Raw genomic sequence first — 25,361 nt, 5'->3', positions numbered from 1 at the left:
ATGTGTCAAGCTATTTTGCACATTGTTTTTTTAATTGAAAGTGTAGAGAGGGAAGGACTCTACACTTTTCCTTTTAAGGGAAGGAAAAGAAAAATTGTAAGTTGTTGCAAGTCAGCCTTTACAATGTGTAAAATGAACAAGTAGATTGGTAGAAAGAGAGAAAGGAAATGGTACAATGATAGACGTAAGGAGTCAGAGCCAGCGATCGCCTTTCGTCAGGCGGCTGGTAATAATTGCTCTCGCAATCAGTGCTATCGCAGCAGGGTTTTTCTTGTTTCGCTCCTTTACATCGCCTGCGAAGGCTGTAGCAAATCAAGTGAACATCATTCAAATGGCTAGTGAACAGTCTAAAGTTGAATTAGCTAAGCAAGCACCGGTGAAATTTAATGGACAAGTACGTAAAGTCGCTTATTTAACATTTGATGATGGACCGAGTGAATTTCAAAAAGAAATTTTAGATATTTTAAAGGATAATGAAATAAAAGGGACCTTTTTCATGATTGGTAGTAATATTGCATCCCATAGTGAGAGTGTGAAACGTTTAGTAAAGGAAGGACATTATCCTGGTGTTCATAGCATGACACATAATTATGCGAAACTTTATAAACAAGGGCAATTTGTAGAAGAGATGAAACAAGCACAAAATATGGTGAAAGATATTACAGGGATTCATCCAAAACTTGTTCGGTGTCCATATGGTAGTATGCCAGGATTAAATCAAGGGTTACGTGATCAAATGGTAGCCGCAGGTATGAAAGAATGGGATTGGACGATTGATTCTTTAGATTGGAAATTACCAGGAAATCCAAATGGTGTAGTGCAAAATGTAATTTCAGGGGCTAAACAAGACCGAGAAGTTATTTTAATGCACGAGAAGAAACAAACTGTACAAGCTTTACAAACAATTATTAATGATCTTCGTAAAAAAGGATATGAGTTTGAAGTATATGAGGAATCAGCTCATTTCCCATTAAATTTTTGGCATGATGATCGCATTTAAGTAGGAGGAAAATACGTTGAAGTATAATAAAATAGCAATCGTAACGGCATTATCTATGACTTTATTAGCAGGGTGTTTTGGCCCAAAACCAGAGGAAGAACTATATGTGGCATTTGAAAATGCTGCAAAGCAAGAAAAAACGATGTTTGAAGACGCAAAAAAATTAGAAGCTATGGAAAAAGAAGGACAAGCATTATACACACAAATTGTGCAGGAAGGAAAGGACAATAATCAAGCTGTGAAAGAAAAGCTTAACCAAGCTATTAAAAATACAGCAGAGCGTGGAAAAATCATTAATAAAGAAAAAGAAGCATTAAAGAAAGCGCAAGAAGAGATGAAGTCAGTTGATAAATATGTAAAAAAAATTGAGGATAGTAAGTTAAAAGAAAAAGCGGATCAAGTGAATCGTACATATGAAAAACGACATGAATCATTTAAAAAGATGTATGATAGCTACACGAAATCATTAAAAGCAGAAAAAGAATTATATACAATGTTACAAGATAAAAATGTAAAATTAAAAGCGATTAGTGATAAAGTGAAAGCAGTAAATCAATCTTATAAAGATATCGATACTGAAAAAGATAAGTTTAATGAATATACGAAATCATATAATAAAGAAAAAGTCGTTTTCTATAAAGAAGCAAAAATTAAAATTAAAGAAGAAAAATAAGGATTGGCCATATGGCCAATCCTTATTTTTTTGTATACGTACGTCGATACCACGGAATCGCTTCGCTTAATTTTTTTTCTTGTTTTAAGGCTTCAGGACCGATGAAATTTTGAAGGGTCTTCTTTGCTGCTGTTAAAGAAAGGGTAGTTTTGGGATTACGATAGGAAGATTCAAGAGCACCAAGATGTGGGAGAGTACGAAAATCATCTTTTGTGGGAGGAATGTGGAAAAAATAATCACCTAGACGGATCAAGACATCAGACTGTTGTTGACTGAAGCGTGGGTTTCTAGAAAAATGTAGACCTTCTTTAATCGCCTTTTTTTCAGCGATTAGGCGCTCTAAAGCAACTTTTTTTAACCAATATAAATATTTAGGGTTTGTAGCTGCCTTTGCATGACGATTTACAACAAAAATAGATTGAGCTAATTGATTAACAGAATATTGTTTTTGTGAATGAGATTGAGGTTGGGAGTGTTTCATTGTGTGGATCTCCTTTCTAGTTTTTCACTATTATAGCATAAATAGAATAAGTCATTATTATATACAAAAAATGATTGTGTATATGTTTAATATTAAAGCAATCTTGTTCCAAAAAACAACTATTTTGTATAATAGTGATAGGAAGGGGTTTTAGAAATTTGATTATGAAAGAGTGAAAAAAATGAAAGATATATTGAAACAGCAATATGCCATTATCGATATCGGTTCGAATACGATGAGGCTGGTAATTTATGAAAGACAAAATGGTGGCTTTTATAAGGAGATTGAAAATATAAAAGTTGTCGCTCGTCTAAGAAATTATTTGCGAGGCGGTCTATTGATAGAAGAAGGCACAAAAATATTGCTTCAAACATTGCGCCAATTTCAAGAAAGTACAAGGTTCTATCATTTACAAAATGTACTTTGTGTTGCTACAGCGACTATTCGTCAAGCTAAAAATCAGGAGGAAATAAAAAGGCTTGTTGCAAGAGAAACAGACTTTACGCTTCGGATTTTGTCTGAATATGAAGAAGCACGTTATGGGTATTTGGCAGTCATGAATTCCACTTCATTTTGTGAAGGGATTACTGTTGATATCGGCGGAGGAAGTACAGAAGTTACATATTTTAAAGATAGAGAAATTGTAGAATATTATAGTTTTTCATTTGGAGCTCTTTCTTTGAAACAACAATTTATTCAGCATGAGATACCAACTACAGAAGAATTGAAGAAATTGAGAAACTATCTATATGATCAATTTCAAACGTTGCCGTGGTTAAGAGGAAAAAAACTACCGCTTATTGCGATTGGTGGTAGTGCTAGAAATTTGGTCAAAATTCATCAAAATTTAATTTCCTATCCTTTAGCAGGCCTACATCTGTACAAGATGAAAGAAAAAGATATAAAGGATGTACAAGAAGAGTTGATGAAGCTTTCTTTTGCTGATTTACAAAAGTTAGATGGATTAGCAAAAGATAGAGCAGATACAATCATTCCAGCGGTTGAAGTCTTTCATATTCTCACAAATATGATTGAGGCGCCAGCATTTGTATTAAGTAGGAAAGGTTTGCGGGAAGGTGTATTTTATGAAGAATTAACAAGGGGATTTGGAATTTCCTATTATCCAAATGTGATAGAAGAAAGCTTATATTTATTGTCACATGAATATGAAATAAATATGGATTTTGTTATTCAGCTTATTAAACATGGAGCGGTTATTTGTAAACAGCTTGAGAAAGCTGGACTTATTTCTTTATCAGAACAAGACTGGAAAGCATTTTATCAAGCGGCTAAAGTATTTAATATCGGGAAATATATCGATGAAGAAGCAAGCCGTTTACATACATTTTATTTATTAGCGAATAAAACAATTGACGGTATGATACATAAAGAGCGAGTTAGATTGGCACTTATTGCTTCATATAAGTCAAAGGTGTTATTTAAGCAGCATTTAGCGCCATTTGAAGATTGGTTTGACAAAAATGAGCAGAAAAAAATGCGCTTTTTAGGAGCGGTATTGCAATTTTCGGCTGCTTTAAATGTGAGGCAGCGACAGCTTATCGAAAACATACACATAGAACGAAATAAAGATGCACTTGTATTTCAAGTCTTTTGTAAGCAAGCCGTTTTAGCAGAAATAGTGGAAGCAGAGAAACAAAAAAAACAGTTAGAAAAGATATTAAAGATGAACATTCAGTTGGTATTTACAAAAGAATGTTAAGAAGTACGGATATCTTTACAAAAATTTTACACTTAAATAAATTGGAATTTGATACAATAAATGTACTTAAATTATATTGAGAAAGTTTCAAGGGGAAGTGTGAATAGAATGGAATTATTGAAGGGGAATAGATTAAATTTAAACGATACTGCTTATTACAATAATAGAGAGTTAAGCTGGTTAGCTTTTAATGAGCGCGTATTAGAAGAGGCAAAAGATGTGGGGAATCCGCTTTTAGAAAGATTGAAGTTTATTAGTATTTTCAGTTCAAATTTAGATGAATTTTTCATGGTGCGTGTAGCTGGATTAAAAGATCAAGTAAAGGCTGGATTTAATCAACCGGAAAATAAAGCGGGATTAACGCCAAAGCAACAGCTTAACAAGATTGCAATGAAGGCTCATGAATTAATGGAAGTTCAGTATGATACATTTAAAAATGTCATATTACCTGCACTTAAAGAAGAGGGAATTGAACCTTTAGGATTTCAAGATTTAACAAAGGAACAACGTGCATTTATTGAAGAATATTTTGACGAACAAATTTTTCCTGTTCTAACACCTGTAGCGATTGATGCATACCGTCCGTTTCCGATGCTTTTAAATAAAAGCTTAAACTTAGCTACTATTCTTTATGATGAAAAGCAAGTCGAAGAGGAAAATCGGACGAAACTTGGCATTGTACAAGTGCCATCATTGCTGGAACGTTTTATTTTTTTACCAAGTGAAGGCCAGAAGCAGAAATTTATTTTATTAGAGGATGTTATTAGTAGCTTTACTCATAAATTATTTACAGGATATAAAGTATCATCTGTTACACGCTTTCGCATTACACGAAATGCGGATTTAACAATACATGAAGAAGGCGCACGAGACTTATTAAAAGTAATTGAGAAAGAGCTGAAAAAACGGAAATGGGGCGCGGCTGTTCGCTTAGAAGTTGGAGAAGAGCATGTTGATGAAAGAGTGTTAACTCTTTTGTATGAAGTATTAGAGGTAAAAGATGAAGATGTGTACATGATAGATGGCCCACTGGATTTAACATGTTTATTTTCTCTTTATAAAGAATTAGCACCTTTACATGAACACCTTGTATATCCAGCGCTGATTCCGCAACCGCCACGAGATTTAGATGATGAAGAAAATGTATTTGAAAAAGTGGAGGAGCATGATATTTTATTGCATCATCCGTTTGAATCGTTTCAACCTGTTGTTGAGTTTATACGTGATGCAGCAGATGATCCGAATGTATTAGCGATAAAACAAACACTGTATCGTGTAAGCGGAGATTCTCCCATTATTCAAGCATTGAAGACAGCGGCAGAAAAAGGGAAACAAGTAACTGTATTAGTTGAATTGAAAGCTCGATTTGATGAAGAAAATAATGTGCATTGGGCAAAGGAACTTGAGCAAGAGGGATGTCATGTTATTTATGGTGTGAGTCACTTGAAGACGCATAGTAAAATTACCCTTGTTGTCCGAAGAAAAAACGGAAAAATTGAAAGATTTGTGCATTTAGGGACCGGGAATTATAATGATGCTACTGCGAAATTATATACGGATTTTGGCTATATTACATCTAGAAAAGAGTTTGGAGTAGATGCAACAAATTTCTTTAACTATTTAAGCGGTTATACAACAAAACCACATTTTCATCAGATTTCAGTAGCACCTTTTGATATTCGTAAACAATTTATGAATCTGATAGATGAAGAAATTCGTTACCATAAACAATATGGGAATGGACGTATTATTGCAAAGATGAATTCTTTAACAGATAAACCGCTAATTAAAAAGTTATACGAAGCATCGCAAGCCGGGGTTAAGATCGAACTCATTGTGAGAGGAATATGCTGTTTGCGCCCAGGCATTCAAGGAGTAAGTGAAAATATTCGGGTAATTAGTGTTGTTGGACGTTACTTGGAGCATAGTCGCATTTATTATTTCCATCATAATGGTCATGAAAAAGTTTACTTATCTTCAGCGGACTGGATGACACGGAATATGGAAAAAAGAATCGAAATATCTTTTCCGATACTAGAGTTTGAAATGAAAGCTAGAATAAAAGCAATTTTGCAGCTTATTTTAGCCGATAATGTGAAAACTCGGGAACAAAATAAAGATGGTGAATATTATTACGTAATAAATAACGAAGTTGAAAAAATTGATAGTCAAGTGAAATTGTTTAAGCTAGCTTATCAAGAGATGGATGCAGAATGAAATGAGGAGAGAGAGCCAAAAAGGGATTTCCATCAAATGACATACCATATATAAGTTCGTCGTTGCACATATATAGTACTGAAAAGAGGGTATCCCGTAACTTTTAGGATACCCTCTTTTGCTTTCTCTTTCCAATATTGTTAGTGAAAAATGAGGATGGAGAAAATAGTTTGTTAAACTTGCATAATCCATTCATAAATACAGTTATGTTTAGAAATGGATGGGAAATGACTATTAATAAAAGTACGGTTGGCAAGAAGCTCCGTAACAAGGATATGGTGCTGGTGGATAAGGTGGATAGAATGGTCGAGGACCAAAGGCCAATGCCCCGCCAAGTAATCCGCCAGCAATTCCAGCTAAAAACGGAACACCAAAAAACGGTAGAAAGCGTGAGTCGCCTGCTGGACCAACAGGTGCTGAACGAACTGGGATGGGCTGATAGTAGGAATACATGTAACAACCTCCTTTACTGGACTCATTGTTATCATATGGGGGAAAAACGTGGATGAGCGAGTACAAGAAAGGATATATGAAAATAGGCGTAAGGGTGTTACTTTTCCGTATGCTGTAATGTGAAAAGGGTGATTTCAGGACGAGCCATAAATCGAAAGGGAATTCTAGTCCTGCCAAGACCACGGTTCACATAGAGAACTAAGTCATTGATATGGTAAAACCCTTCAATATATTGTTTAGCAAGCGTTGAAGTAATAACGGCCCCTAGAAACGGCAATTGAACTTGCCCGCCATGACTATGTCCAGAAAGTTGGACATTTACTGGGAATTTGGCGACCTTTGATGCTATATCAGGTTCATGAACAAGAACAATTGTATAGATATTGTGTTTAATATGTTGTAAAGTTTCTTCAATTTTTGGTTTTCCAAGGAGTATGTCATCAATTCCAACAATAGAGATTTCGGTACCATCGAATAATCGAATTCTCTTTTCTTTGTTTTGAAGCAGTTCAAAGCCGGATTCACTCATAATTTGCTGATAGTATTCCGTTCCATAACCGCCGTGATCATGATTTCCATAGATTGCAAATTTTCCAAACGGCGCTCTAATATTACGTAAAATAGCAGAGACGAAAGGAGTTTCGCCATATGTTTGATAATTATCGATTAGATCACCAGTAAACAGGACGATATCGGGTGTAGCATCATTTATTTTAGAAACAATGGTTGATAAACGCTGAAGAGAGAAATAATAACCTAAATGTACGTCGCTAAATTGTATAATTTTCATACCATGAAAGCTTTTAGGGATAAGGGGGGATTGAAGTGTATGGTGTGTAAAAGATAGGAAATTAGGTTCTATATATTTTGCATAGTAATAGCCGATACCAGCTGTAATACAAGTATAAAGGCAAGTGCGTATTCCTGTTTTCATAAAATTTCTTCTTGTCATTTGTTTCATAGAATCATGGATAGGTTTCATGTTTTGAAATAAGGAATATGAATACGATTCATAATGGGTTACCTTTCTCCTTTCTAGTAAGTTCTTGTACATAAAGATATCAGAAAAATTTAAAAATATAAAGAATTCTATCCGATAAAATGGTAAAATGAATGTGTATTCATTTTTGAAGGAGGGGATAGGATTGGAACGTAAAGTAGTCGTGATAACAGGCGGTTCAAGTGGAATGGGGAAAGGGATGGCAACTAGATTTGCGAAGGAAGGAACAAGAGTTGTTATTACAGGGCGTACGAAAGAAAAGCTGGAAGAAACAAAAAAAGACATTGAACAATTTGACGGACAGGTTTTAACAGTACAAATGGATGTTCGAAATACGGAGGATATTCAGCGTATGATTGAATCTATTGATAAGGAATTTGGACGTATTGATGTTTTGATTAATAATGCGGCAGGTAATTTTATTTGTCCGGCAGAAGAGTTATCTATTAATGGATGGAATGCTGTAATTAATATTGTATTGAATGGAACGTTTTATTGTAGTCAAGCGGTAGGAAAGTATTGGATTGAAAAAGGGATAAAAGGAAATATCATTAACATGGTAGCTACATATGCATGGGATGCTGGCCCTGGTGTAATTCATTCCGCAGCAGCGAAAGCTGGAGTGCTAGCAATGACAAAAACGTTAGCTGTAGAATGGGGGCGTAAATATGGTATTCGCGTTAATGCGATTGCCCCTGGTCCGATTGAAAGAACAGGTGGTGCAGATAAATTATGGATTTCAGAAGAAATGGCAAAACGTACCGTGCAGAGTGTTCCACTAGGAAGATTAGGAACACCAGAAGAAATCGCAAGCTTAGCGTTTTATTTATGTTCTGATGAGGCAGCGTACATAAATGGAACATGCATGACAATGGATGGTGGACAACATTTACATCAGTATCCGTTTTAAAGGGATGGGGACATAGATCGGAATCATGATCTATGTATCGTAAAATGTGACGAATTTGTGACACGTTAGAAAAAGGTATTTACAGAAGAGTATATATGAGGTATATTTAAGACCTCTTTTTTCTTCATAGTAGAATTGCTAATTCCCCTTAGCATTTTACCCCTCTAATCCCTTCAGGAAAACTGAAGGGATTTTTTATTATTTTTCTATACATACCGTGTTATAATTTTTTGAAAAGTAAAGGGAGGGAAGCAGTTTGATAGACGCATTAGATGTAATGAGTAATTTGGATAAAGTCCTTCCTTATTATCAAGCTATTTTTAGCGCTGATGAACATACAGTAGTTGGATATGAAGTAGTGGGACGTATCCAAACAGAAGAAGGGATACAAAGCCTGTCTTCTTTCTTTCATGATGATTCTGTTCCAAGTGAGTTTCAGCTTGAAGTGGATAATAACATTGTGGAAAAAGCTTTAAATCAATATTTAAAAACAAATCAATCTTTTTTATTGTTTATACACCGAAATGTTAATGTGCTAATGAATGATGAAGAAGAAAGTTTACTACAGCTTTTATTGATGTATGAAAAAAAAGGATTAAACGTAAGCAATATTGTTTTAGAAATAACGGAGCATGAGTGTAAGGAAGACATTGAACAATTTAATCATTTGTTAATGTATTATCGTACATATGGCATTCGAATTGCAATCAATAAAGTAGGAACAGGTATGAGTAATTTGGAACGAATTAGTGTGTTAGCACCTGATATTTTGAAAGTAGATTTAACAAATTTAAGGCAAACAGCCCTTTTACAATCATACCAAGATATTTTGTATTCTCTATCCCTACTTGCAAGAAGAATTGGTGCAACTTTATTATATGAAGAAATTGATGCGTTTTACCAACTGCAATATGCATGGAAAAACGGAGGAAGGTATTATCAAGGGGATTATTTGAAAGAGTGCTTGCCAGATTTTATTGAAGCAAATATTTTGAAAGAACGTCTTGGTAATGAGTGCCATCAATTTATTCAACATGAAAAGAAGAAATTACAAAAGATTTATCAGCTCACCGAAACATTGCGTGAGCAAGTTGGGAATATTTTATTAAAGCAAAAAAAGAATGAAAATGTGAATGAGTGGCTATTACATTTTAGTCAACATGTATCGTATTGTAGCTTCCGTGTCTTTATCTGCAATGAAGATGGTTTTCAGCAATCAGGAAACGTTATGAAAAAAGATGGGGAATGGATTGTTATGCCTGAATATTATATGAAAAATTGGAGTTGGCGCCCATACTTTTTAGAAAATATAATGAAAATGCGATTTGAGAACAAAGCGAGACTTTCGGATTTATACGCAGATATTGAAACAGGGGAAATGGTGCGAACATTTTCTTTTCCGATTGACGACGAACATTTCTTATTTATTGATTTATCGTATGAATTTTTATATGAAGAAGATGTTTTATTTTAATGCACGAAGCAATTCGTGCATTTTTTTGTTTGTTTTTATCATAAATTGGTAATAGTGAAAATGGTGGTGAAAATGCTGTCTATCATTGTAAAGATTTTACGAACGAAACCATCACTTTCTTTGCATAATCATTGTTACAATGAATACTACAAAGACAAGCTCTTGTAAAGGAAGGTGAAAAAATGAGGAAATATGGAATATGGTTTGTTCTATTTTTGTGTGTTGCCTTTCTAGTGGGGTATAGTGTTACAACGGTTCTTGGGAAAGAAGAAATGAAAGTAAATCAAAAAGAAATATTTACAACAATTCAAAAAGGATATGAAGCGCAATTTTCGATTCGTGGAAAACAGTTATCAATGGAAAAAATGTATGAGGTACTGTCACCATATTTTACAAATAACTTCTTACAAGTGTTTACGGATGAAAATAGTAATCATGACAAACAAAGTGGTGAATATTTACTTCCTACAAAAGAAGCCCCTTTTAGTTTTTCTTCTCAAACGAAACTAGCTTATAATGAAGAGTATCGTCTTTTATATGTATATGAACGCGGAAAAAATAAACAGTATCAAATTGTTACGTTACAAAAGGATGACGGAAGATGGAAGTTAGCCGGCTACCATGAAAGTCAGGAGCTTTTGACAGAAATAACAAAATCACAAGAATTAAAAGAACAGGAATAGTGCATTTTGCCTATTCCTGTTCTATGTTTAATAACTGTTGTAATTTCTCAATTTGAAAGCCAGCGACTACTTCTCCATCAACAACAACAGTAGGTGTTGAATAGGAATCGTAATCATATAACAAACGATCACGAGCAGCTGCATCTTTTTTTACGTTAAATTCTTCATATGCTACGTTATTATATTTTAAAAATTCTTTTACAATTGCACATGGCGGGCAATCAGGTTGAGTATAGACCTCGACTTTTTTCATAATGATTCTCCTCCTATTTTCTGTTTTTTATTATATTCTCCAGCTAAAAAAACCGCAACAAAGAAGACAAAAGATATTCTTTCTGCTTTTTACCTCTTATTTCGACAAATTTTAGTTGAGTTTCTTGCTAATACCCTTTATCCTAGAGTGTGGGACATTTTTTCTGTTATGACGGATAGAATGAGTATAGCTGTAAAACATAATTGATAGGAAGATTAGAGAAAGGAGAGATTTCATGTCTCTACTCCAAGGAATTTTAACTCGACTTGTTAGTCTACAAGAACAAGCTGAAAGCGGTGAAGTAGCACAACGCTATTTCGAAGTGAACGGTGAACGTAAATGTAGCGTGAAATTTTTTGATAAAAGTGAAATGTATGAGTTAGAAGTGTATCAACAAGGTGAAAAACCACAAGTATATCAATTTGATAACATTGATATGGTTGCGATTGAGATTTACGATATCATTTCTTGATACATATAAAAAAGGTATCGCCAAGGGGCGGTACCTTTTTTGTATGTTAAGAATCGCATATGAGCACTTTCATTCGAAATTGTAAAAGTATGTATAATAAAAATTTTTTCTTCCTACACTGATAATAAAATTTTTTAAGGAGTGGTGAAGGTGGAAGGGATGCCGAGGGTTATTTGTCCTAAATGTCATAGTATATTTGAAATAAAGGATGTATTAACAGCTCAGTCGAATCAAAATGTTATTTACACATGTCCCTCGTGTCAGTATATCATGAGAAATATTGAGACGAGTAAAGGATAGAAGTGTTATATTTTTTACTTTTGTCCCATATAATGAAATGACAAAAAAAGTCTGTCTAATTGGGAGGACGTGACTATATGGGCGGGGAGCATAAATTTTATAATATATCCGAAAGATACATGGATTTTGAAACAGTGTTTACTCATATTTGTCATTTTATGAAAAGAGATCCAAGGAATTTATACCGGTTATCAATTGGAACTGATTCGCAAGCACATCAAAAGGAAACTCGTTTTGTTACAGCAGTACATATTCATCGTGTTGGTAAAGGAGCATGGGGATGCTTGCACTATAAAGCTATACATCAAAAATTACCAACATTACGCGAAAAAATATATTTAGAAACACAACTAAGTCAAGAGATTGCATGTTTATTTACAGCAGAACGGATGCAGAAGATCTGGGATTTATTGCATCCTTATGCTCATGAAGGTGCTGGTTTTGTAATGGAAATTCACTTGGATATAGGAAATGATGGGTTAACGAAAGAATTTATTTCTGATATGACAAGAAAAATAAGAGAGATGGGATTGACCGCTAAAATCAAACCAGATTCTTATGCAGCCTTTAGTTATGCAAATCGATATACAAAATAAAAATGAATTTTTTGTCTATTAAATTAAATAAATATTTTATATAATAAACAAAAGGAAATGATTGTAAGGAGAGGAGTACATGCAGAAAGAATTTGGATTAACAAATGAAGAAAAAGAGTTATTGTTAGAAGTTTTATTTCAACAAAATTATGCAAGTGAAATTTTAGCTGTTGAGCTGACAGATATTGAAAGCGGCCTTAAGAAAACAAATATTTCCCAATATAAAAGAATCGCGAGATTATTTTATAGATTAAAAAATGAAGGTTATTAAGGACTACCAGAAAGGTAGTTTTTTTTTTGAGTTCTATGATAAAATGATGTGTGTATATTATATTTTATAGGAATTCGTTACGGACAACATAACGATGTGAAAACGCTGTCATAATATATGAATAGCAGTGGGAAATAAAGTGAAACTTGAATGCGCGGGGGATTTTCTTCATCCCCTACTCATGATGAACCCTCACCAAACGGGCTGTTACGGGCAGTTAATCTCCCACCTAATTTCTCTGCTTCTCTCTGAATCTTGAGGTGGGAGTCTTACTGCCCTAAAATAGCAGGATAAAAAAGAAAGCAGAAGGTTTTTCAGGCTGTACGGGAAATTGTTATGAACAGGAAAAAGGGATAAAAATGGGGGATGTAAAATGATTAGTATTCCGAAAGATGAGTTTCAACAAGTTCTTGTAAAGGATTTAATGATTTCATCAGAAAAGGTTGCACACGTTCAAATTGGTAACAGTTTAGAGCATGCGTTACTTGTTTTAGTGAAGTCCGGATATTCTGCAATTCCTGTGTTAGATCCGATGTATAAATTGCATGGGCTCATTAGTACTGCCATGATTTTAGATGGAATTTTAGGATTAGAGCGCATTGAATTTGAGAAACTTGAGAATATGAAAGTGGAAGAAGTAATGAAAAAAGATATTCCGTTCCTTAAGTTAGATGATTCATTTACGAAAGCATTAGGAATGACGATTGATCATCCTTTTATTTGTGTTGTGAATGATGAGGAGTACTTTGAAGGCATTTTAACGCGACGAGCTATTTTAAAGCTGTTAAATAAAAAAGTAAGGCAGTATAATCGGTAGTGAAGGGCAAGCGACTTCGTAGACAAAAAAGAAGTCGCTTTTTTATCGTGCATCTATTATATTTAAAAAGAAATAAAGATGAAAAGGTAAGCAAACTTTACACTTATTTCACCATGAAAAATGTAAGTTAGACTGTGCATGTTAATAAACATAATGCATATATTGAGGGTAGATGGGTGTTTCGTCATGTAATGACAATACGATAGGGATTTTATGTTAGAAAGGTCAGCTTGGATATTCTCCATTGACTTAATGTTTGTTTTATATGTAGGACAAGGAAAGAGGGAGAAAGTTGCAAATCGATGATTTTCAAATGATGGTTGTCTTAGCACAAGAATCCAATATGAGAAGAGCGGCGGAGCGTTTATTTGTTTCGCAGCCTGCACTAAGTCAACGATTACAATCTATGGAGAAACAATGGGGAATGAAATTTTTTATTCGCTCGCAAAAGGGATTGACAATTACACCAGAAGGGGAAAAGGTAGCTAGTTATGCGAAGGAGATGTTAGAAAGAGAAGAAGCAATTAAGAGTGAGTTAGCAATCTACCACACTGAGACATATGGAACTTTGAAAATTGCTGTTGCTTCTGTCATTGGACAATATTGGTTACCTCCTGTTTTGAAAAAATTTGTACAAAAATATCCTTTTGTGAAGATCTCGCTTTTTACAGGTTGGAGTAGCGAAGTGCAAAAGCATTTTTATGAAGGAGACGTCCATGTTGCTATTTTAAGAGGGACGCAAGAATATAAAGGGCATAAACAACAATTATTTGAGGATGAATTATACTTAGTTGATACAGAAATAAAAGATATTTCTATGTTGAAGGATACAAATAGACCTTTTATACAATTTAAAAGTGATTCAACATACTATGGGCAAATTCAAAATTGGTGGTACGGGCTATTTTCTAATCCTCCTAAACGTACAATCGTTGTAGATCAGATTGAAACGTGTAAGCAACTTGTTTTAAATGGTATTGGCTATGCTTTGTTGCCTTCTACAGTGTTAAAAGAAGTAAAGACAAATACATATAAAACACCTGTACAATTAACAAGAGAAACTTGGCTATTAACAAGTGATTCTGCTAGACAATTAAAGCAAGTGCAAGCATTTTTAGAAATTATAGAAGAAATTCAAAAGGAAAAATAAGATTATTATCTTGCTACTAGCTCTTTCGTTTGATAGAGTAACAATATAAATGGATTTAGGAGGCAACAAGCATGAAAATGATGGATGCAAATGAAATTATTTCATTTATTCAAAAAAGTGAAAAGAAAACTCCTGTGAAGGTATACATAAAAGGGGATTTAAAAGAGGTAACATTCCCTGAAACCGTACAAGCATTTGTGAACAAAAAAGCGGGTGTGTTATTTGGAGAATGGTCTGAAATTAAGGCGGTTCTTGAAGAAAATAAAAAACACATTGCAGATTATGTTGTGGAAAATGACCGTCGTAATTCTGCAATTCCAATGCTTGATTTAAAAGGTATTAAAGCACGTATTGAGCCAGGTGCGATTATTCGTGATCATGTCGAAATTGGTGATAATGCTGTTATTATGATGAATGCAACAATTAACATCGGTGCCGTAATCGGTGAAGGTTCTATGATTGATATGAACGCTGTATTAGGCGGACGTGCAACAGTAGGTAAAAACTGTCACGTAGGTGCAGGTGCAGTTCTTGCAGGTGTTATTGAGCCACCTTCTGCTAAACCAGTTATCATTGAAGACGATGTTGTAATTGGTGCAAATGTAGTTGTTTTAGAAGGTGTGACAGTAGGAAAAGGTGCGGTTGTTGCAGCGGGTGCGATTGTAACAGAAGATGTACCTCCATACACAGTAGTTGCAGGGACACCAGCACGTGTCATTAAAAAAATTGATGAGAAAACAAAATCTAAAACAGAAATTAAGCAAGAGCTTCGTCAATTAAACCCAGAAAAATAAAAAAGCAAAAAGCGTAAGGGAATGAAGAAGCCCTTACGCTTTTTATAAATGGCGGTGTAGATATGACAATCAGTAAATTTGCACAAATTCGTAGGGATTTACATCAAATTCCTGAATTAGGATTTCAGGAGTGGAAAACACAGCAATATATTTTAAATTATATTGAGACACTTCCTAATGAACACATTGAAGTAAAGACATGGAAAACAGGGGTTATCGTTAAAGTTAAGGGAAAGAACCCATTAAAAACAATTGGTTATCGTGCGGATATAGATGGTTTGCCAATTGTAGAGGAAACAGGATATGAATTCGCTTCGACTCATGAAGGAATGATGCATGCGTGCGGTCATGATTTTCATACTACAATTGGCTTAGGGTTGCTTACAGCTACTGTAAATGACAGAATAGATGATGACCTTGTTTTTCTATTCCAGCCCGCTGAAGAAGGGCCTGGCGGGGCACTTCCTATGCTAGAAAGCGAAGAATTAAAAGAATGGAAACCAAATATGATTCTTGGGCTTCATATTGCACCAGAATATCCAGTCGGAACGATTGCTACAAAAGAAGGGTTACTCTTTGCAAATACATCAGAATTGTATATTGATTTAAAGGGAAAAGGTGGACATGCGGCATACCCACATATGGCGAATGATATGATTGTTGCGGCTAGTCATCTTGTTACCCAGCTTCAATCTGTCATTAGTCGTAATGTGAATCCATTGGATAGTGCAGTGATTACAATTGGTAAAATTACAGGTGGAACCGTTCAAAATATAATTGCAGAAAAGTCTCGTTTAGAGGGGACAATTCGAACATTATCTGTTGAATCAATGAAGCGAGTGAAAGATAGAATTGAAGCGATTGTTGCTGGGATTGAGGCTGCATTCCAATGTGAGGCGGTTATTGATTATGGTGCAATGTATCATCAAGTATATAATCATGAAGCATTAACAAAAGAATTTATGGAGTTCGCTTCAAAAGATACGAATATGAATGTGGTTACTTGCACGGAGGCTATGACGGGAGAAGATTTCGGATACATGCTTCGCGATATTCCAGGATTTATGTTTTGGCTTGGTGTCGATTCTGAATATGGTTTGCATCATGCGAAACTAAAGCCAAATGAAGCGGCAATTGATCGAGCAATTGAATTTTTAAATCAATATGTAAAATGGAAAGGGAACAGGGAGTAGACCTGTTCTTTTTTTACGACACGATTTTGGAGAGCAATCCTCGGTGGGGAGATAAAGGAGTTTTAAAATATGTTCTACGAAAAATTAGAATGGGTGTAATGGGAGTAAATTCGGCATATAAGTTAGCAAAGAAGCGATATGTTTTAGTTTACTTTTTATATAAAACGTGTGTAAAATCAATGTGATACATTGAAAAAGGTGGGGAGTCAGGTGCAAATCAGTAGTGCAATATTATGTTTCTTTCTGTATACATACGTTATTATTGCTGCGATATATTTCGGTATCAGCTTTTACGCATATCGCTTAGCTAATAAAGATGAATATAAAGAAACATACCAGTGGGTGAAGAAATACTTATCCCCTGTACTAGAAATTATGAATGGCTTTGTTCTTTTTTTATTTATTGGATTAGTTGCATTTTCAACAAGTTTTGTCGGAAATAAGGCAACTTTATTTGGAATCGGTATTATTATTTTTATGCTGTTAGGTGTTCGAATTGGGAATGCTGTGTTTTGGAATGAACAGAAAATTGAAGGGTGGACAGGGATGTTCATTCCATGTATGCTTGCTGCTATCGTTACAAATATAGAACATGAATATTACCAGCTTCATTTTTGGTTAATTATTGTTTTAACAATTCTTTCTGTTTTATATATAAGTACTGCGTTTTTGACGTACTGTGCAAATGAAAAAGGGGATAAAAATGGTGTTCGCTTTTTTAGGGGGAGAGCACTATTTTGGAGTGTGCCAACAATGTTTGTAATAGTGGTTATCGCAGTAATTATGAACGGCCATCATTTTGGAGGATGGCAACTATTTTTTGGAACATGGTGGATATTTATCATTTCCTTTTGTGCTTTTTTAGGAGCGACGCATTATTTATTTCATCAACATCACTATATGTGGGCACTTTTATTTGCTTTTGCGCAACTGTTGTTTGCATTTTTTGGTCAAGAAACATTAGTATTCGTTTTTCAAACGTTTAGTTCGTTTGGAAATATTTTTGTATTTGGAATGCTAGTCTGCAGTATTTCATTGTATGTACAACAATATTTTTACATACAAAAACAGTAGTAGTAGGCAAGGTTCGCTAGTGAAAATAAAGTATGCTACAATAAAATGAAGTTGGATTTGATGTTATTGGAGGAATTCATGTGAGTGAAAAAGAGAAAGAGTTTGCTGTCATTGGACTTGGACGTTTTGGAGGCAGCATTTGCCGTGAATTAGCACAATTAGGTATGGAAGTAATGGCAATTGACTTAGATGAAGATAAAATTAATGAATTTGCAAATATTGCATCTCATGCTGTAATTGCAGATTCCACAGATGAAATGGTCTTAAAAAGTCTTGGTATCCGCAACTTTGATCACGTTGTTGTAGCAATTGGAGATAATTTAAATGCTAGTATTTTAACAACACTTATTTTAAAAGAATTAGGTGTGAAAAATATTACTGTAAAAGCTCAGAATGATTATCATGAAAAAGTATTAAGTAAAATAGGGGCAGATCATATTGTTCATCCTGAGCGTGATATGGGAAAACGTATTGCAAATAATATTGCTTCTAGCAACGTATTAGATTATTTAGAGCTTTCAGATGAACATAGTATTGTAGAGATTATAGCTAATAAAAAAATCGATGGTCATTCGTTAATCGAACTGGATATTCGTGCGAAATTTGGCTTGAATATCGTAGCGATAAAACGAGGTAAAGAAGTGATTGTCTCGCCGCGAGCTACTGAAAATATCCAGTCTGGGGATATTTTAATTGTGATTGGTCATGATGACGAAGTGGATCGTTTTAAGCATTTCTTACGATGAAAGAATCGTAAGAAAAAAGGCTTGGCTTGTAGATGAGGTCACGGAAAAAATCCACTTCATAATAAAAAGGAGCCCATCACCTACTATATATAGGTGATGGGCTCCTTTTTTTGTAGCTAATGTTTCGTTGGATTGTTATCATTTTAACATGAATGAAGAAAGACCAATTCGTTATACAAATTGGTCTTTTCACTTTTATAATATGTTCCATTAAAATAAGACTATTTCTTTTGGAGCATGTTTTTTTATATTTCCATAATGATTGGTAAAATCATTGGACGACGTTTCGTCTTTTCGTATAGGAATGGAGCTAATGTATCTGTAATTTCATTTTTAATTTCAGACCATTGTGTTGTCTTTCGTTCCATCACCTTGTCTAGATGTGTTGTAATTAATGTTTGTGCGTCATTAATTAAATCGCTGCTTTCACGCATATAAACGAATCCGCGAGAGATGATATCAGGTCCTGCGGCAATTTTAAATTCTTTCATATCGATGCTTACAACGACGATTACAAGTCCTTCTTCTGAAAGAATACGACGGTCACGTAATACGATATTTCCGATGTCGCCGATTCCATTTCCATCAATATAAACAGACCCTGAAGGGATTTTCCCAGCAATATTTGCTTCATCTGAGCGCAGAGCGAGTACATCACCATTGTCCATGATAAAACAATTTTCTTCAGGAATACCACAATCATTTGCTAAGCTCATATGCATGCGTTGCATACGATATTCGCCGTGAATAGGCATGAAATATTTCGGTTTAATGAGGCGTAACATAAGTTTTTGTTCTTCTTGTCCGCCGTGACCGCTCGTATGAATATTTGTAAGCTTACCATGGATAACCTCGGCACCAGCACGGTATAACATGTTGATTGTGCGGCTTACACTAACTGTATTTCCTGGAATAGGGGAAGAAGAAAATACAACCGTATCTCCAGGGATAATTTGAATTTGACGATGTGTACCATTGGCAATGCGAGAAAGTGCCGCCATTGGTTCACCTTGACTACCTGTGCATAAAATAACAATTTTGTTAGCAGGCAGTTTATTAATTTGAGCTGCATCAACGAATGTATCTTTTGGACAACGAATATAACCAAGGTCTTGTCCGATTTGAATGGCAGCTTCCATACTTCGACCAAATACAGCTACCTTGCGATTGTTTTCAACAGCAGCTTCGACAACTTGTTGTAAACGGTGGATATTAGATGCGAAAGTAGCAAAAATAATACGACCTTCTACTTTGCGGAAAATATCTTGAATGCTATCACCAACACGACGTTCAGACATTGTAAAGTTAGGAACTTCACTATTTGTGCTATCGGATAATAGGCAAAGTACACCGTCTTTACCGATTTCAGCCATTTTTGTTAAATTTGCTGGCTCACCAACTGGTGTGAAATCAAATTTAAAGTCTCCCGTATGAACAATTTGCCCTTGTGGTGTTTTCACAACAACGCCAAATGAGTCTGGAATGCTATGTGTCGTACGGAAGAAGGAAACTGATGTTTTTTTAAATTTAATTACATCATCTTCCTGAATTTCGTAAAGTTTGGCTTTACGAAGTAAACCGTGCTCTTCTAATTTATTTTTAATTAGGGCAATCGCTAATTTTCCCCCGTAAATCGGAACATTTACTTGGCGTAATAAGTAAGGGATTCCACCGATATGATCTTCGTGACCATGTGTGATGAAGACGCCTTTAATTTTATCTTCGTTTCGTACAAAATAAGTGTAATCAGGGATCACATAGTCGATCCCGAGAAGTTCGTCTTCTGGAAATTTAATTCCAGCATCAATTATAATAATTTCATCTTGAAATTGAACAGCATATGTATTTTTGCCGATTTCGCCCAGTCCACCAAGAGCGAATACGGCAACCTGATCGTTTTTTAGGAATTTCATAAATTATACGATCTCCGTTAGCTTTAAATCAGCATTTTGCTTTTCGTATTCAAGATGAGCGCCAGTCACTGACTGAACAAACTCAATGTTATATGCGAACTTTTTTAATTTTGCACGAACGTCTCTTTCAGAGTCAGCCTCTAAATATAGAACTTTTGTATTTTCACGTACTGGAACCTCAGTCATTTTTTCTTGATAAAATACTTTAAAAATCATTGGAAAAACCTCTCCTTGTCTATGTTTTGCATTATCTGTTACCTATTATAAAGCAAACAGTCATGTTTTTCATGTTTTTTCGAATGGGAATGAAGAAAAAGCCCGAAATGGGCACGATTTAAGCCATTGTTTTTTTTCGTACTAAATCATTCAAATAGCGTTTTAGCTTTTTCTTCAATTTTTTTAGCATAGCCGCTCCTTCCTTTCCTTATTGTAAAACATACACGTATATTCATCGGGTTTTCTTGCATTATCTTATTCATCGTTTATCGTTTAAGTGCTGGTATGAATAGCACGTCATAATTGACAGTCATTTTACTCGTTATGTGTATAGTATGAGAAAGATGAGAAAAGAAAATTCATTTAGAAAAACCTTGGTACTCGTTCTCGTTAATATATGTGTATGATATGGATAAGGTTAGAAAGCGAATACTTACTTTAAGTATGGTTAATATGTTATACTTTTTTTTGGTATTTGAAAAGTAATAGTAAAGTTAGAAGTATATAAGAAGTGGAAAGGGTTTTGATAAATGAATGATAAAATTGTCTTTTTTGATATTGATGGAACATTGTTAGATCATGATAAAAAAATTCCGCAATCTACAAGAGAAGCGGTGCGTACTTTACAAGAAAAGGGAGTCCATGTGGCAATTGCAACGGGACGTGCTCCATTTATGTTCGAAGATATCCGTCATGAGCTCAATATTCATAATTATGTTAGTTTTAATGGTCAATATGTTGTATTTGAGGATGAGGTCATCTTTAAAAATCCACTACGTCCAGAAGCACTTCGTAAATTTACAACATTTGCAAAGCAAGAAGGGTATCCACTTGTTTATTTAGATGAACAAGATATGAAAGTAACGGTAGAATATCATGATTATGTAAAAGAAGGTTTGGGGAGTTTGCATTTTGAACACCCGGTATATGAGCCTAATTTTTATGAAAACCGTGATATTTATCAAACGCTTGTTTTCTGTCAAACAGGTGAAGAAGAAAAGTTTATTCATGATTATCCAGATTTTCATTTTATTCGTTGGCACGCATATTCAATGGATATTCTTCCAAATGGAGGTTCAAAAGCGAAAGGAATCGAAAAGTTTATTGAAAAATTAGGATTTCAGAAAGAACAAGTGTATGCTTTTGGGGATGGACTGAATGATTTAGAAATGATTGAAGCAGTTGGAACAGGAATTGTAATGGGAAATGGTCATGAAGAGCTGAAGAAACTTGCAAATTATGTAACAAAAGATGTGAGTGAAGACGGGATTCATCACGGGCTACAGTGGGCTGGATTAATTTAAGATAGAGATGAAAACCATTTCATAAAGAAAAATCAGATAAGAATAAAAAAGCAGAAGCGTGGCTTCTGCTTTTTAGCGTTCAAGAGGTTTTGCGTTTTCAGGAGCAGCAAAAGGATTATCTTGATTAATATGGTCATAAAACATGACGCCATTTAAATGATCGATTTCATGTTGAAAGACAATCGCTGGTAAGCCTTTTAACCGTAATTTTACTTCTTCTCCATCAACAGTTGTTGCTTTCACTGTAATTCTTGCATAGCGAGGAACGTATCCAGGTACTTCACGATCGACAGATAAACATCCTTCGCCAGCTGGTAAGTATGTACGTTCAACGGAATGACTAATAATTTTTGGATTGAACAATGCATAGCTATATAATGTTTCATGTGCATCTGTAACATGAATCGCAATCATTCTTTTCGAAATACCAATTTGTGGAGCCGCTAATCCAATCCCTGGGCGCAAATTATATTTTTCAACCATTTCCGGATTTTGACTGTTTATGACAAATTCAATCATTTCTTTTAGTGTTTGTGTATCTTCTTCGCTAGCTGGTAGCTGTACTTCTTCTGCTACTGCTCTGAGAATCGGATTTCCTTCACGAATTACATCGTTCATTGTAAGCATATGTAATCTCTCCTTTCTCCTTAAGTCTACCAAAGGAAATAAAAAAAGTCATGGCAAAGCATATGTAGTACATTGCGAAAAGAGTGTCTTGTTCAAATTTTCAATTCCTTGAAGGAAAAAAGACCCCAAAAAAATCAGGTTTCACTGACTTTTGGGGCACCTCTTTTTCATAGTTGTTGTGTCTTACATTAACGAATACAAGCAGCACCAACGATAATTAAAAGGATAAACAATACAACGATTAAAGCAAAACCGCGTCCAGATCCGCCGCAAGAACCGCCGTAGCCGTAAGAAGGGTATGAGCAAGTTGGATAACAATATGTGTATCCGTACATATATATGACCTCCTTTATCATTTTCCGCTAATATTGCGGTTACTTATAATGTATGGAAGAGTAGAGGGAAATGTATGGGCATTTACCTAGAAAAGGAAGAAGTGTTGCATATTTTTGTTGTAAAGAGAGAAAAACTAAAGAGAATTAAATCGTTTACATATTATTCTAGGGTCAAGAACAAGTGAAACAGGGAATAATATAACAGTAGGTATATGCTTACTAATACAGATGTGAAAATAAAAACATGTATGGATGGCGAAACCTTCAATGTTGTTCATAAAAAAATCGTAATTAAAGTAATTGACATCGTGATTAGAATAGTTGTAAACTAAAAAACGTGATCAAGATTGTATTAATATGTTTCTAAAAAAACATTAGTACAGATTGTTAGGTACACAAATTTATTCTCAGCCGATAAGGATTCCTATCGGTTTACATGATTGCGTTTTCTTTCTAGATGTATGCTAGTGAAAGCGTTTCAGAATATGGTTCAAGAGAGGAAGAGGTGAACGGAATGGGTACTAAAACAAAAAAGACCCTATTTAATGTTGATGAGCAAATGAAAGCTATCGCAGCTCAATTTGAAACATTACAAATTTTAAATGAAAAAGGCGAAGTTGTGAATGAAGCAGCAATGCCTAATTTAACTGATGATCAATTAAAAGAATTAATGCGCCGTATGGTGTATACTCGCGTACTAGATCAACGTTCTATTTCTTTAAACCGTCAAGGACGTTTAGGTTTCTATGCACCAACAGCTGGACAAGAAGCTTCTCAATTAGCAAGTCATTTTGCGCTTGAAGCAGACGACTTTATTTTACCAGGATATCGTGACGTTCCACAATTAGTATGGCACGGTCTACCATTATACCAAGCATTCTTATTCTCTCGTGGACATTTCATGGGTAACCAAATGCCAGAGAACGTAAATGCACTTCCTCCACAAATTATTATCGGTGCGCAAATTATCCAAACTGCTGGTGTTGCGTTAGGTATGAAATTACGTGGTAAAAAATCTGTTGCAATTACTTACACTGGTGACGGCGGTGCATCTCAAGGTGACTTCTATGAAGGTATGAACTTTGCAGGTGCGTTCAAAGCTCCAGCAATCTTTGTTGTTCAAAACAACCGTTATGCAATCTCTACTCCAGTAGAAAAACAATCTGCAGCAAAAACTGTAGCTCAAAAAGCAGTAGCAGCAGGTATTTATGGAATTCAAGTAGACGGTATGGACCCATTAGCTGTATATACAGCAACTGCTTTTGCTCGTGAGCGCGCAGTAAATGGTGAAGGTCCTACTTTAATCGAGACTTTAACATTCCGTTATGGTCCACATACAATGGCTGGTGATGACCCAACTCGTTACCGTACAAAAGATATCGAAAATGAATGGGAACAAAAAGACCCAATCGTACGCTTCCGTGCATTCTTAGAAAATAAAGGCCTATGGTCTCAAGAAGAAGAAGAAAAAGTAATCGAAGAAGCAAAAGAAGATATCAAACAAGCTATTGCTAAGGCTGACCAAGCTCCAAAACAAAAAGTAACTGATTTAATGGAAATCATGTACGAAGAAATGCCTTACAACTTAGCTGAACAATATGAAATTTACAAAGAAAAGGAGTCGAAGTAAGCCATGGCTCAAATGACAATGATTCAAGCAATCACTGATGCTTTACGCGTTGAAATGAAAAATGATCCTAACGTACTTGTTTTTGGTGAAGACGTTGGTGTAAACGGCGGTGTATTCCGTGCTACTGAAGGTTTGCAAGCTGAATTTGGCGAAGACCGTGTAATGGATACTCCACTTGCAGAATCTGGTATTGGTGGACTTTCAATCGGTTTAGCACTTCAAGGCTTCCGTCCAGTTCCAGAAATTCAATTCTTCGGTTTCGTTTACGAAGTAATGGATTCAATTGCTGGTCAAATGGCTCGTATGCGTTATCGTTCTGGTGGTCGTTGGACTGCTCCAATCACAGTTCGTTCTCCATTCGGTGGTGGCGTTCATACTCCAGAATTACACGCTGATAGCTTAGAAGGTTTAGTGGCACAACAACCAGGTCTAAAAGTTGTTATCCCATCTACTCCATACGATGCAAAAGGTCTTTTAATTTCTGCGATTCGTGACAACGATCCAGTTATTTACCTAGAGCATATGAAATTATATCGTTCATTCCGCCAAGAAGTACCAGAAGGCGAATACACAATTGAATTAGGCAAAGCTGAGGTAAAACGCGAAGGTAAAGATGTATCTGTTTTTGCGTACGGTGCTATGGTACATGCTGCATTAAAAGCTGCTGAAGAGCTTGAAAAAGAAGGTATCTCTTTAGAGGTTGTTGACTTACGTACAGTTCAACCATTAGACATCGAAACAATCATTGCATCTGTTGAGAAAACAGGCCGTGCAATCGTTGTTCAAGAAGCTCAAAAACAAGCTGGTATTGCAGCAAACGTGGTAGCGGAAATTAATGACCGCGCAATCTTAAGCTTAGAAGCTCCAGTTCTACGTGTTGCAGCTGCTGATACAGTATTCCCATTCTCTCAAGCTGAGAGCGTATGGTTACCAAACCATAAAGATATTGTTGAAGCTGTTAAAAAAGTAATGAACTTCTAATTTTAGTTATTCATGTGCAAAAGAAGTCAGCACATGCTGATTTCTTTTGTACATATTCCATAATAATGAAATGAATCA

General features: G+C 35.1%; 28 protein-coding genes. 20 read left to right on the top strand and 8 right to left on the bottom strand.

Annotated elements, in window-relative coordinates; genetic code table 11:
- Positions 1-175: 175 nt before the first annotated feature.
- Both MR063_RS01035 and MR063_RS01030 read left to right on the top strand, forming a co-directional pair.
- Positions 176-1,000 carry a peptidoglycan-N-acetylglucosamine deacetylase gene (locus MR063_RS01035; protein WP_242192866.1) on the top strand — a complete coding sequence of 275 codons (825 nt, stop codon included), beginning with the start codon at positions 176-178 and terminating at the stop codon, positions 998-1,000.
- A 55-nt stretch (positions 1,001-1,055) separates the two neighbouring features.
- Positions 1,056-1,673, top strand: coding sequence for a YkyA family protein (locus MR063_RS01030; protein WP_242193328.1), 618 nt, complete (start codon positions 1,056-1,058; stop codon positions 1,671-1,673).
- Between the two features lie 22 nt (positions 1,674-1,695).
- Here the strand turns inward: MR063_RS01030 and MR063_RS01025 are convergent, their stop codons facing one another.
- The gene (locus MR063_RS01025) at positions 1,696-2,154 is read right to left on the bottom strand and encodes a YkyB family protein (protein ID WP_242192865.1); all 459 of its coding nucleotides are present in this window, start codon (positions 2,152-2,154) and stop codon (positions 1,696-1,698) included.
- A 181-nt stretch (positions 2,155-2,335) separates the two neighbouring features.
- On the opposite strand from MR063_RS01025, the gene MR063_RS01020 reads away from it, so the two are divergent.
- Positions 2,336-3,874, top strand: a complete 1,539-nt coding sequence (locus MR063_RS01020) for a Ppx/GppA family phosphatase (protein WP_242193326.1) — start codon at positions 2,336-2,338, stop codon at positions 3,872-3,874.
- 108 nt (positions 3,875-3,982) lie between these two features.
- Entirely contained in the window at positions 3,983-6,091 is a 2,109-nt protein-coding gene (locus tag MR063_RS01015) for an RNA degradosome polyphosphate kinase (RefSeq protein ID WP_242192863.1), read from the top strand.
- 234 nt (positions 6,092-6,325) lie between these two features.
- Here MR063_RS01015 and MR063_RS01010 read toward each other — a convergent pair whose 3' ends face one another.
- Both MR063_RS01010 and MR063_RS01005 read right to left on the bottom strand, forming a co-directional pair.
- On the bottom strand, positions 6,326-6,544 hold the full coding sequence (locus MR063_RS01010) for a hypothetical protein (RefSeq protein WP_242143576.1): 219 nt from the start codon (positions 6,542-6,544) through the stop codon (positions 6,326-6,328).
- 97 nt (positions 6,545-6,641) lie between these two features.
- On the bottom strand, positions 6,642-7,505 hold the full coding sequence (locus MR063_RS01005; protein ID WP_242193324.1) for a metallophosphoesterase: 864 nt from the start codon (positions 7,503-7,505) through the stop codon (positions 6,642-6,644).
- A gap of 184 nt (positions 7,506-7,689) precedes the next feature.
- Here MR063_RS01005 and fadH point away from each other — a divergent pair, with 184 nt between their 5' ends.
- From fadH to MR063_RS00990, 3 genes are all read left to right on the top strand, one after another.
- Positions 7,690-8,454 carry a 2,4-dienoyl-CoA reductase gene (gene fadH / locus MR063_RS01000; RefSeq protein ID WP_242192862.1) on the top strand — a complete coding sequence of 255 codons (765 nt, stop codon included), beginning with the start codon at positions 7,690-7,692 and terminating at the stop codon, positions 8,452-8,454.
- 256 nt (positions 8,455-8,710) lie between these two features.
- Positions 8,711-9,928, top strand: coding sequence for an EAL domain-containing protein (locus tag MR063_RS00995; RefSeq protein ID WP_242192860.1), 1,218 nt, complete (start codon positions 8,711-8,713; stop codon positions 9,926-9,928).
- 182 nt (positions 9,929-10,110) lie between these two features.
- On the top strand, positions 10,111-10,611 hold the full coding sequence (locus tag MR063_RS00990) for a DUF3993 domain-containing protein (protein ID WP_242143573.1): 501 nt from the start codon (positions 10,111-10,113) through the stop codon (positions 10,609-10,611).
- A 10-nt stretch (positions 10,612-10,621) separates the two neighbouring features.
- Here the strand turns inward: MR063_RS00990 and MR063_RS00985 are convergent, their stop codons facing one another.
- Complete coding sequence (locus MR063_RS00985; protein ID WP_242192859.1) at positions 10,622-10,864, bottom strand: glutaredoxin domain-containing protein; 243 nt, start codon at positions 10,862-10,864, stop codon at positions 10,622-10,624.
- A 235-nt stretch (positions 10,865-11,099) separates the two neighbouring features.
- Here MR063_RS00985 and MR063_RS00980 point away from each other — a divergent pair, with 235 nt between their 5' ends.
- The 10 genes from MR063_RS00980 to MR063_RS00935 all read left to right on the top strand — a co-directional run bounded on the left by MR063_RS00980 (position 11,100) and on the right by MR063_RS00935 (position 18,277).
- Positions 11,100-11,336: a YkuJ family protein gene (locus MR063_RS00980; protein WP_000055151.1), complete on the top strand. Its 237-nt coding sequence runs from the start codon at positions 11,100-11,102 to the stop codon at positions 11,334-11,336.
- A 150-nt stretch (positions 11,337-11,486) separates the two neighbouring features.
- Complete coding sequence (locus tag MR063_RS21925) at positions 11,487-11,636, top strand: zinc-ribbon domain-containing protein (RefSeq protein ID WP_242143571.1); 150 nt, start codon at positions 11,487-11,489, stop codon at positions 11,634-11,636.
- A 77-nt stretch (positions 11,637-11,713) separates the two neighbouring features.
- Positions 11,714-12,232, top strand: a complete 519-nt coding sequence (locus MR063_RS00970; protein WP_242192857.1) for a ribonuclease H-like YkuK family protein — start codon at positions 11,714-11,716, stop codon at positions 12,230-12,232.
- Positions 12,233-12,311: 79 nt separating this feature from the next.
- Complete coding sequence (gene abbA, locus MR063_RS00965) at positions 12,312-12,503, top strand: antirepressor AbbA (protein WP_242143569.1); 192 nt, start codon at positions 12,312-12,314, stop codon at positions 12,501-12,503.
- A 373-nt stretch (positions 12,504-12,876) separates the two neighbouring features.
- Entirely contained in the window at positions 12,877-13,320 is a 444-nt protein-coding gene (gene cbpB / locus MR063_RS00960) for a cyclic-di-AMP-binding protein CbpB (protein ID WP_242143568.1), read from the top strand.
- A 292-nt stretch (positions 13,321-13,612) separates the two neighbouring features.
- Positions 13,613-14,470, top strand: coding sequence for a LysR family transcriptional regulator (locus tag MR063_RS00955; protein WP_012095141.1), 858 nt, complete (start codon positions 13,613-13,615; stop codon positions 14,468-14,470).
- Between the two features lie 71 nt (positions 14,471-14,541).
- Positions 14,542-15,264, top strand: coding sequence for a 2,3,4,5-tetrahydropyridine-2,6-dicarboxylate N-acetyltransferase (gene dapD, locus MR063_RS00950; protein WP_242143567.1), 723 nt, complete (start codon positions 14,542-14,544; stop codon positions 15,262-15,264).
- 62 nt (positions 15,265-15,326) lie between these two features.
- Positions 15,327-16,457, top strand: coding sequence for an N-acetyldiaminopimelate deacetylase (locus tag MR063_RS00945; RefSeq protein WP_242192853.1), 1,131 nt, complete (start codon positions 15,327-15,329; stop codon positions 16,455-16,457).
- A gap of 210 nt (positions 16,458-16,667) precedes the next feature.
- Positions 16,668-17,531 carry a cytochrome C oxidase assembly protein gene (locus MR063_RS00940; RefSeq protein WP_242192851.1) on the top strand — a complete coding sequence of 288 codons (864 nt, stop codon included), beginning with the start codon at positions 16,668-16,670 and terminating at the stop codon, positions 17,529-17,531.
- Positions 17,532-17,611: 80 nt separating this feature from the next.
- The gene (locus MR063_RS00935) at positions 17,612-18,277 is read left to right on the top strand and encodes a potassium channel family protein (RefSeq protein ID WP_012095136.1); all 666 of its coding nucleotides are present in this window, start codon (positions 17,612-17,614) and stop codon (positions 18,275-18,277) included.
- A gap of 245 nt (positions 18,278-18,522) precedes the next feature.
- Here the strand turns inward: MR063_RS00935 and rnjA are convergent, their stop codons facing one another.
- The gene (gene rnjA, locus MR063_RS00930) at positions 18,523-20,190 is read right to left on the bottom strand and encodes a ribonuclease J1 (protein ID WP_242143564.1); all 1,668 of its coding nucleotides are present in this window, start codon (positions 20,188-20,190) and stop codon (positions 18,523-18,525) included.
- Between the two features lie 3 nt (positions 20,191-20,193).
- Positions 20,194-20,406, bottom strand: coding sequence for a DNA-dependent RNA polymerase subunit epsilon (locus MR063_RS00925; RefSeq protein ID WP_012095134.1), 213 nt, complete (start codon positions 20,404-20,406; stop codon positions 20,194-20,196).
- Between the two features lie 530 nt (positions 20,407-20,936).
- Here MR063_RS00925 and MR063_RS00920 point away from each other — a divergent pair.
- Positions 20,937-21,710: a Cof-type HAD-IIB family hydrolase gene (locus MR063_RS00920; protein ID WP_242192848.1), complete on the top strand. Its 774-nt coding sequence runs from the start codon at positions 20,937-20,939 to the stop codon at positions 21,708-21,710.
- 72 nt (positions 21,711-21,782) lie between these two features.
- On the opposite strand, the gene def is transcribed toward MR063_RS00920, so the two are convergent.
- The gene (gene def, locus MR063_RS00915; RefSeq protein ID WP_242192846.1) at positions 21,783-22,337 is read right to left on the bottom strand and encodes a peptide deformylase; all 555 of its coding nucleotides are present in this window, start codon (positions 22,335-22,337) and stop codon (positions 21,783-21,785) included.
- 188 nt (positions 22,338-22,525) lie between these two features.
- Positions 22,526-22,672 (bottom strand): YjcZ family sporulation protein, encoded by a 147-nt coding sequence (locus tag MR063_RS00910; RefSeq protein ID WP_000274566.1) that lies wholly within the window; start codon positions 22,670-22,672, stop codon positions 22,526-22,528.
- Positions 22,673-23,186: 514 nt separating this feature from the next.
- Here MR063_RS00910 and pdhA point away from each other — a divergent pair.
- Together pdhA and pdhB are read left to right on the top strand one after the other, a co-directional pair.
- A complete protein-coding gene (gene pdhA / locus MR063_RS00905) occupies positions 23,187-24,302 on the top strand; it encodes a pyruvate dehydrogenase E1 component subunit alpha (protein WP_242143560.1) in 1,116 nt (371 codons plus the stop codon).
- Between the two features lie 3 nt (positions 24,303-24,305).
- Positions 24,306-25,283: an alpha-ketoacid dehydrogenase subunit beta gene (pdhB, locus tag MR063_RS00900; protein ID WP_242143559.1), complete on the top strand. Its 978-nt coding sequence runs from the start codon at positions 24,306-24,308 to the stop codon at positions 25,281-25,283.
- Positions 25,284-25,361 lie beyond the last annotated feature (78 nt).

The sequence above is a fragment of the Bacillus cereus group sp. BfR-BA-01492 genome (genome assembly GCF_022662815.1).
GTDB lineage: Bacteria > Bacillota > Bacilli > Bacillales > Bacillaceae_G > Bacillus_A > Bacillus_A cereus_BD.
This window is presented reverse-complemented; position numbering and strand designations above follow the sequence as displayed.

Coding starts and splice junctions, on each gene's coding strand:
- pdhA (WP_242143560.1), top strand. CDS start 23,187: ATGGGTACTAAAACAAAAAAGACCCTATTTAATGTTGATGAGCAAATG.
- MR063_RS00925 (WP_012095134.1), bottom strand. CDS start 20,406: ATGATTTTTAAAGTATTTTATCAAGAAAAAATGACTGAGGTTCCAGTA.
- rnjA (WP_242143564.1), bottom strand. CDS start 20,190: ATGAAATTCCTAAAAAACGATCAGGTTGCCGTATTCGCTCTTGGTGGA.
- MR063_RS01020 (WP_242193326.1), top strand. CDS start 2,336: ATGAAAGATATATTGAAACAGCAATATGCCATTATCGATATCGGTTCG.
- pdhB (WP_242143559.1), top strand. CDS start 24,306: ATGGCTCAAATGACAATGATTCAAGCAATCACTGATGCTTTACGCGTT.
- MR063_RS00990 (WP_242143573.1), top strand. CDS start 10,111: ATGAGGAAATATGGAATATGGTTTGTTCTATTTTTGTGTGTTGCCTTT.
- MR063_RS01030 (WP_242193328.1), top strand. CDS start 1,056: ATGACTTTATTAGCAGGGTGTTTTGGCCCAAAACCAGAGGAAGAACTA.
- MR063_RS00910 (WP_000274566.1), bottom strand. CDS start 22,672: ATGTACGGATACACATATTGTTATCCAACTTGCTCATACCCTTCTTAC.
- MR063_RS00920 (WP_242192848.1), top strand. CDS start 20,937: ATGAATGATAAAATTGTCTTTTTTGATATTGATGGAACATTGTTAGAT.
- MR063_RS01005 (WP_242193324.1), bottom strand. CDS start 7,505: ATGAAACAAATGACAAGAAGAAATTTTATGAAAACAGGAATACGCACT.
- MR063_RS01025 (WP_242192865.1), bottom strand. CDS start 2,154: ATGAAACACTCCCAACCTCAATCTCATTCACAAAAACAATATTCTGTT.
- MR063_RS00980 (WP_000055151.1), top strand. CDS start 11,100: ATGTCTCTACTCCAAGGAATTTTAACTCGACTTGTTAGTCTACAAGAA.
- MR063_RS00985 (WP_242192859.1), bottom strand. CDS start 10,864: ATGAAAAAAGTCGAGGTCTATACTCAACCTGATTGCCCGCCATGTGCA.
- def (WP_242192846.1), bottom strand. CDS start 22,337: ATGCTTACAATGAACGATGTAATTCGTGAAGGAAATCCGATTCTCAGA.
- MR063_RS01010 (WP_242143576.1), bottom strand. CDS start 6,544: ATGTATTCCTACTATCAGCCCATCCCAGTTCGTTCAGCACCTGTTGGT.
- MR063_RS00945 (WP_242192853.1), top strand. CDS start 15,327: ATGACAATCAGTAAATTTGCACAAATTCGTAGGGATTTACATCAAATT.
- MR063_RS01015 (WP_242192863.1), top strand. CDS start 3,983: ATGGAATTATTGAAGGGGAATAGATTAAATTTAAACGATACTGCTTAT.
- cbpB (WP_242143568.1), top strand. CDS start 12,877: ATGATTAGTATTCCGAAAGATGAGTTTCAACAAGTTCTTGTAAAGGAT.
- dapD (WP_242143567.1), top strand. CDS start 14,542: ATGAAAATGATGGATGCAAATGAAATTATTTCATTTATTCAAAAAAGT.
- MR063_RS01035 (WP_242192866.1), top strand. CDS start 176: ATGATAGACGTAAGGAGTCAGAGCCAGCGATCGCCTTTCGTCAGGCGG.
- abbA (WP_242143569.1), top strand. CDS start 12,312: ATGCAGAAAGAATTTGGATTAACAAATGAAGAAAAAGAGTTATTGTTA.
- MR063_RS00970 (WP_242192857.1), top strand. CDS start 11,714: ATGGGCGGGGAGCATAAATTTTATAATATATCCGAAAGATACATGGAT.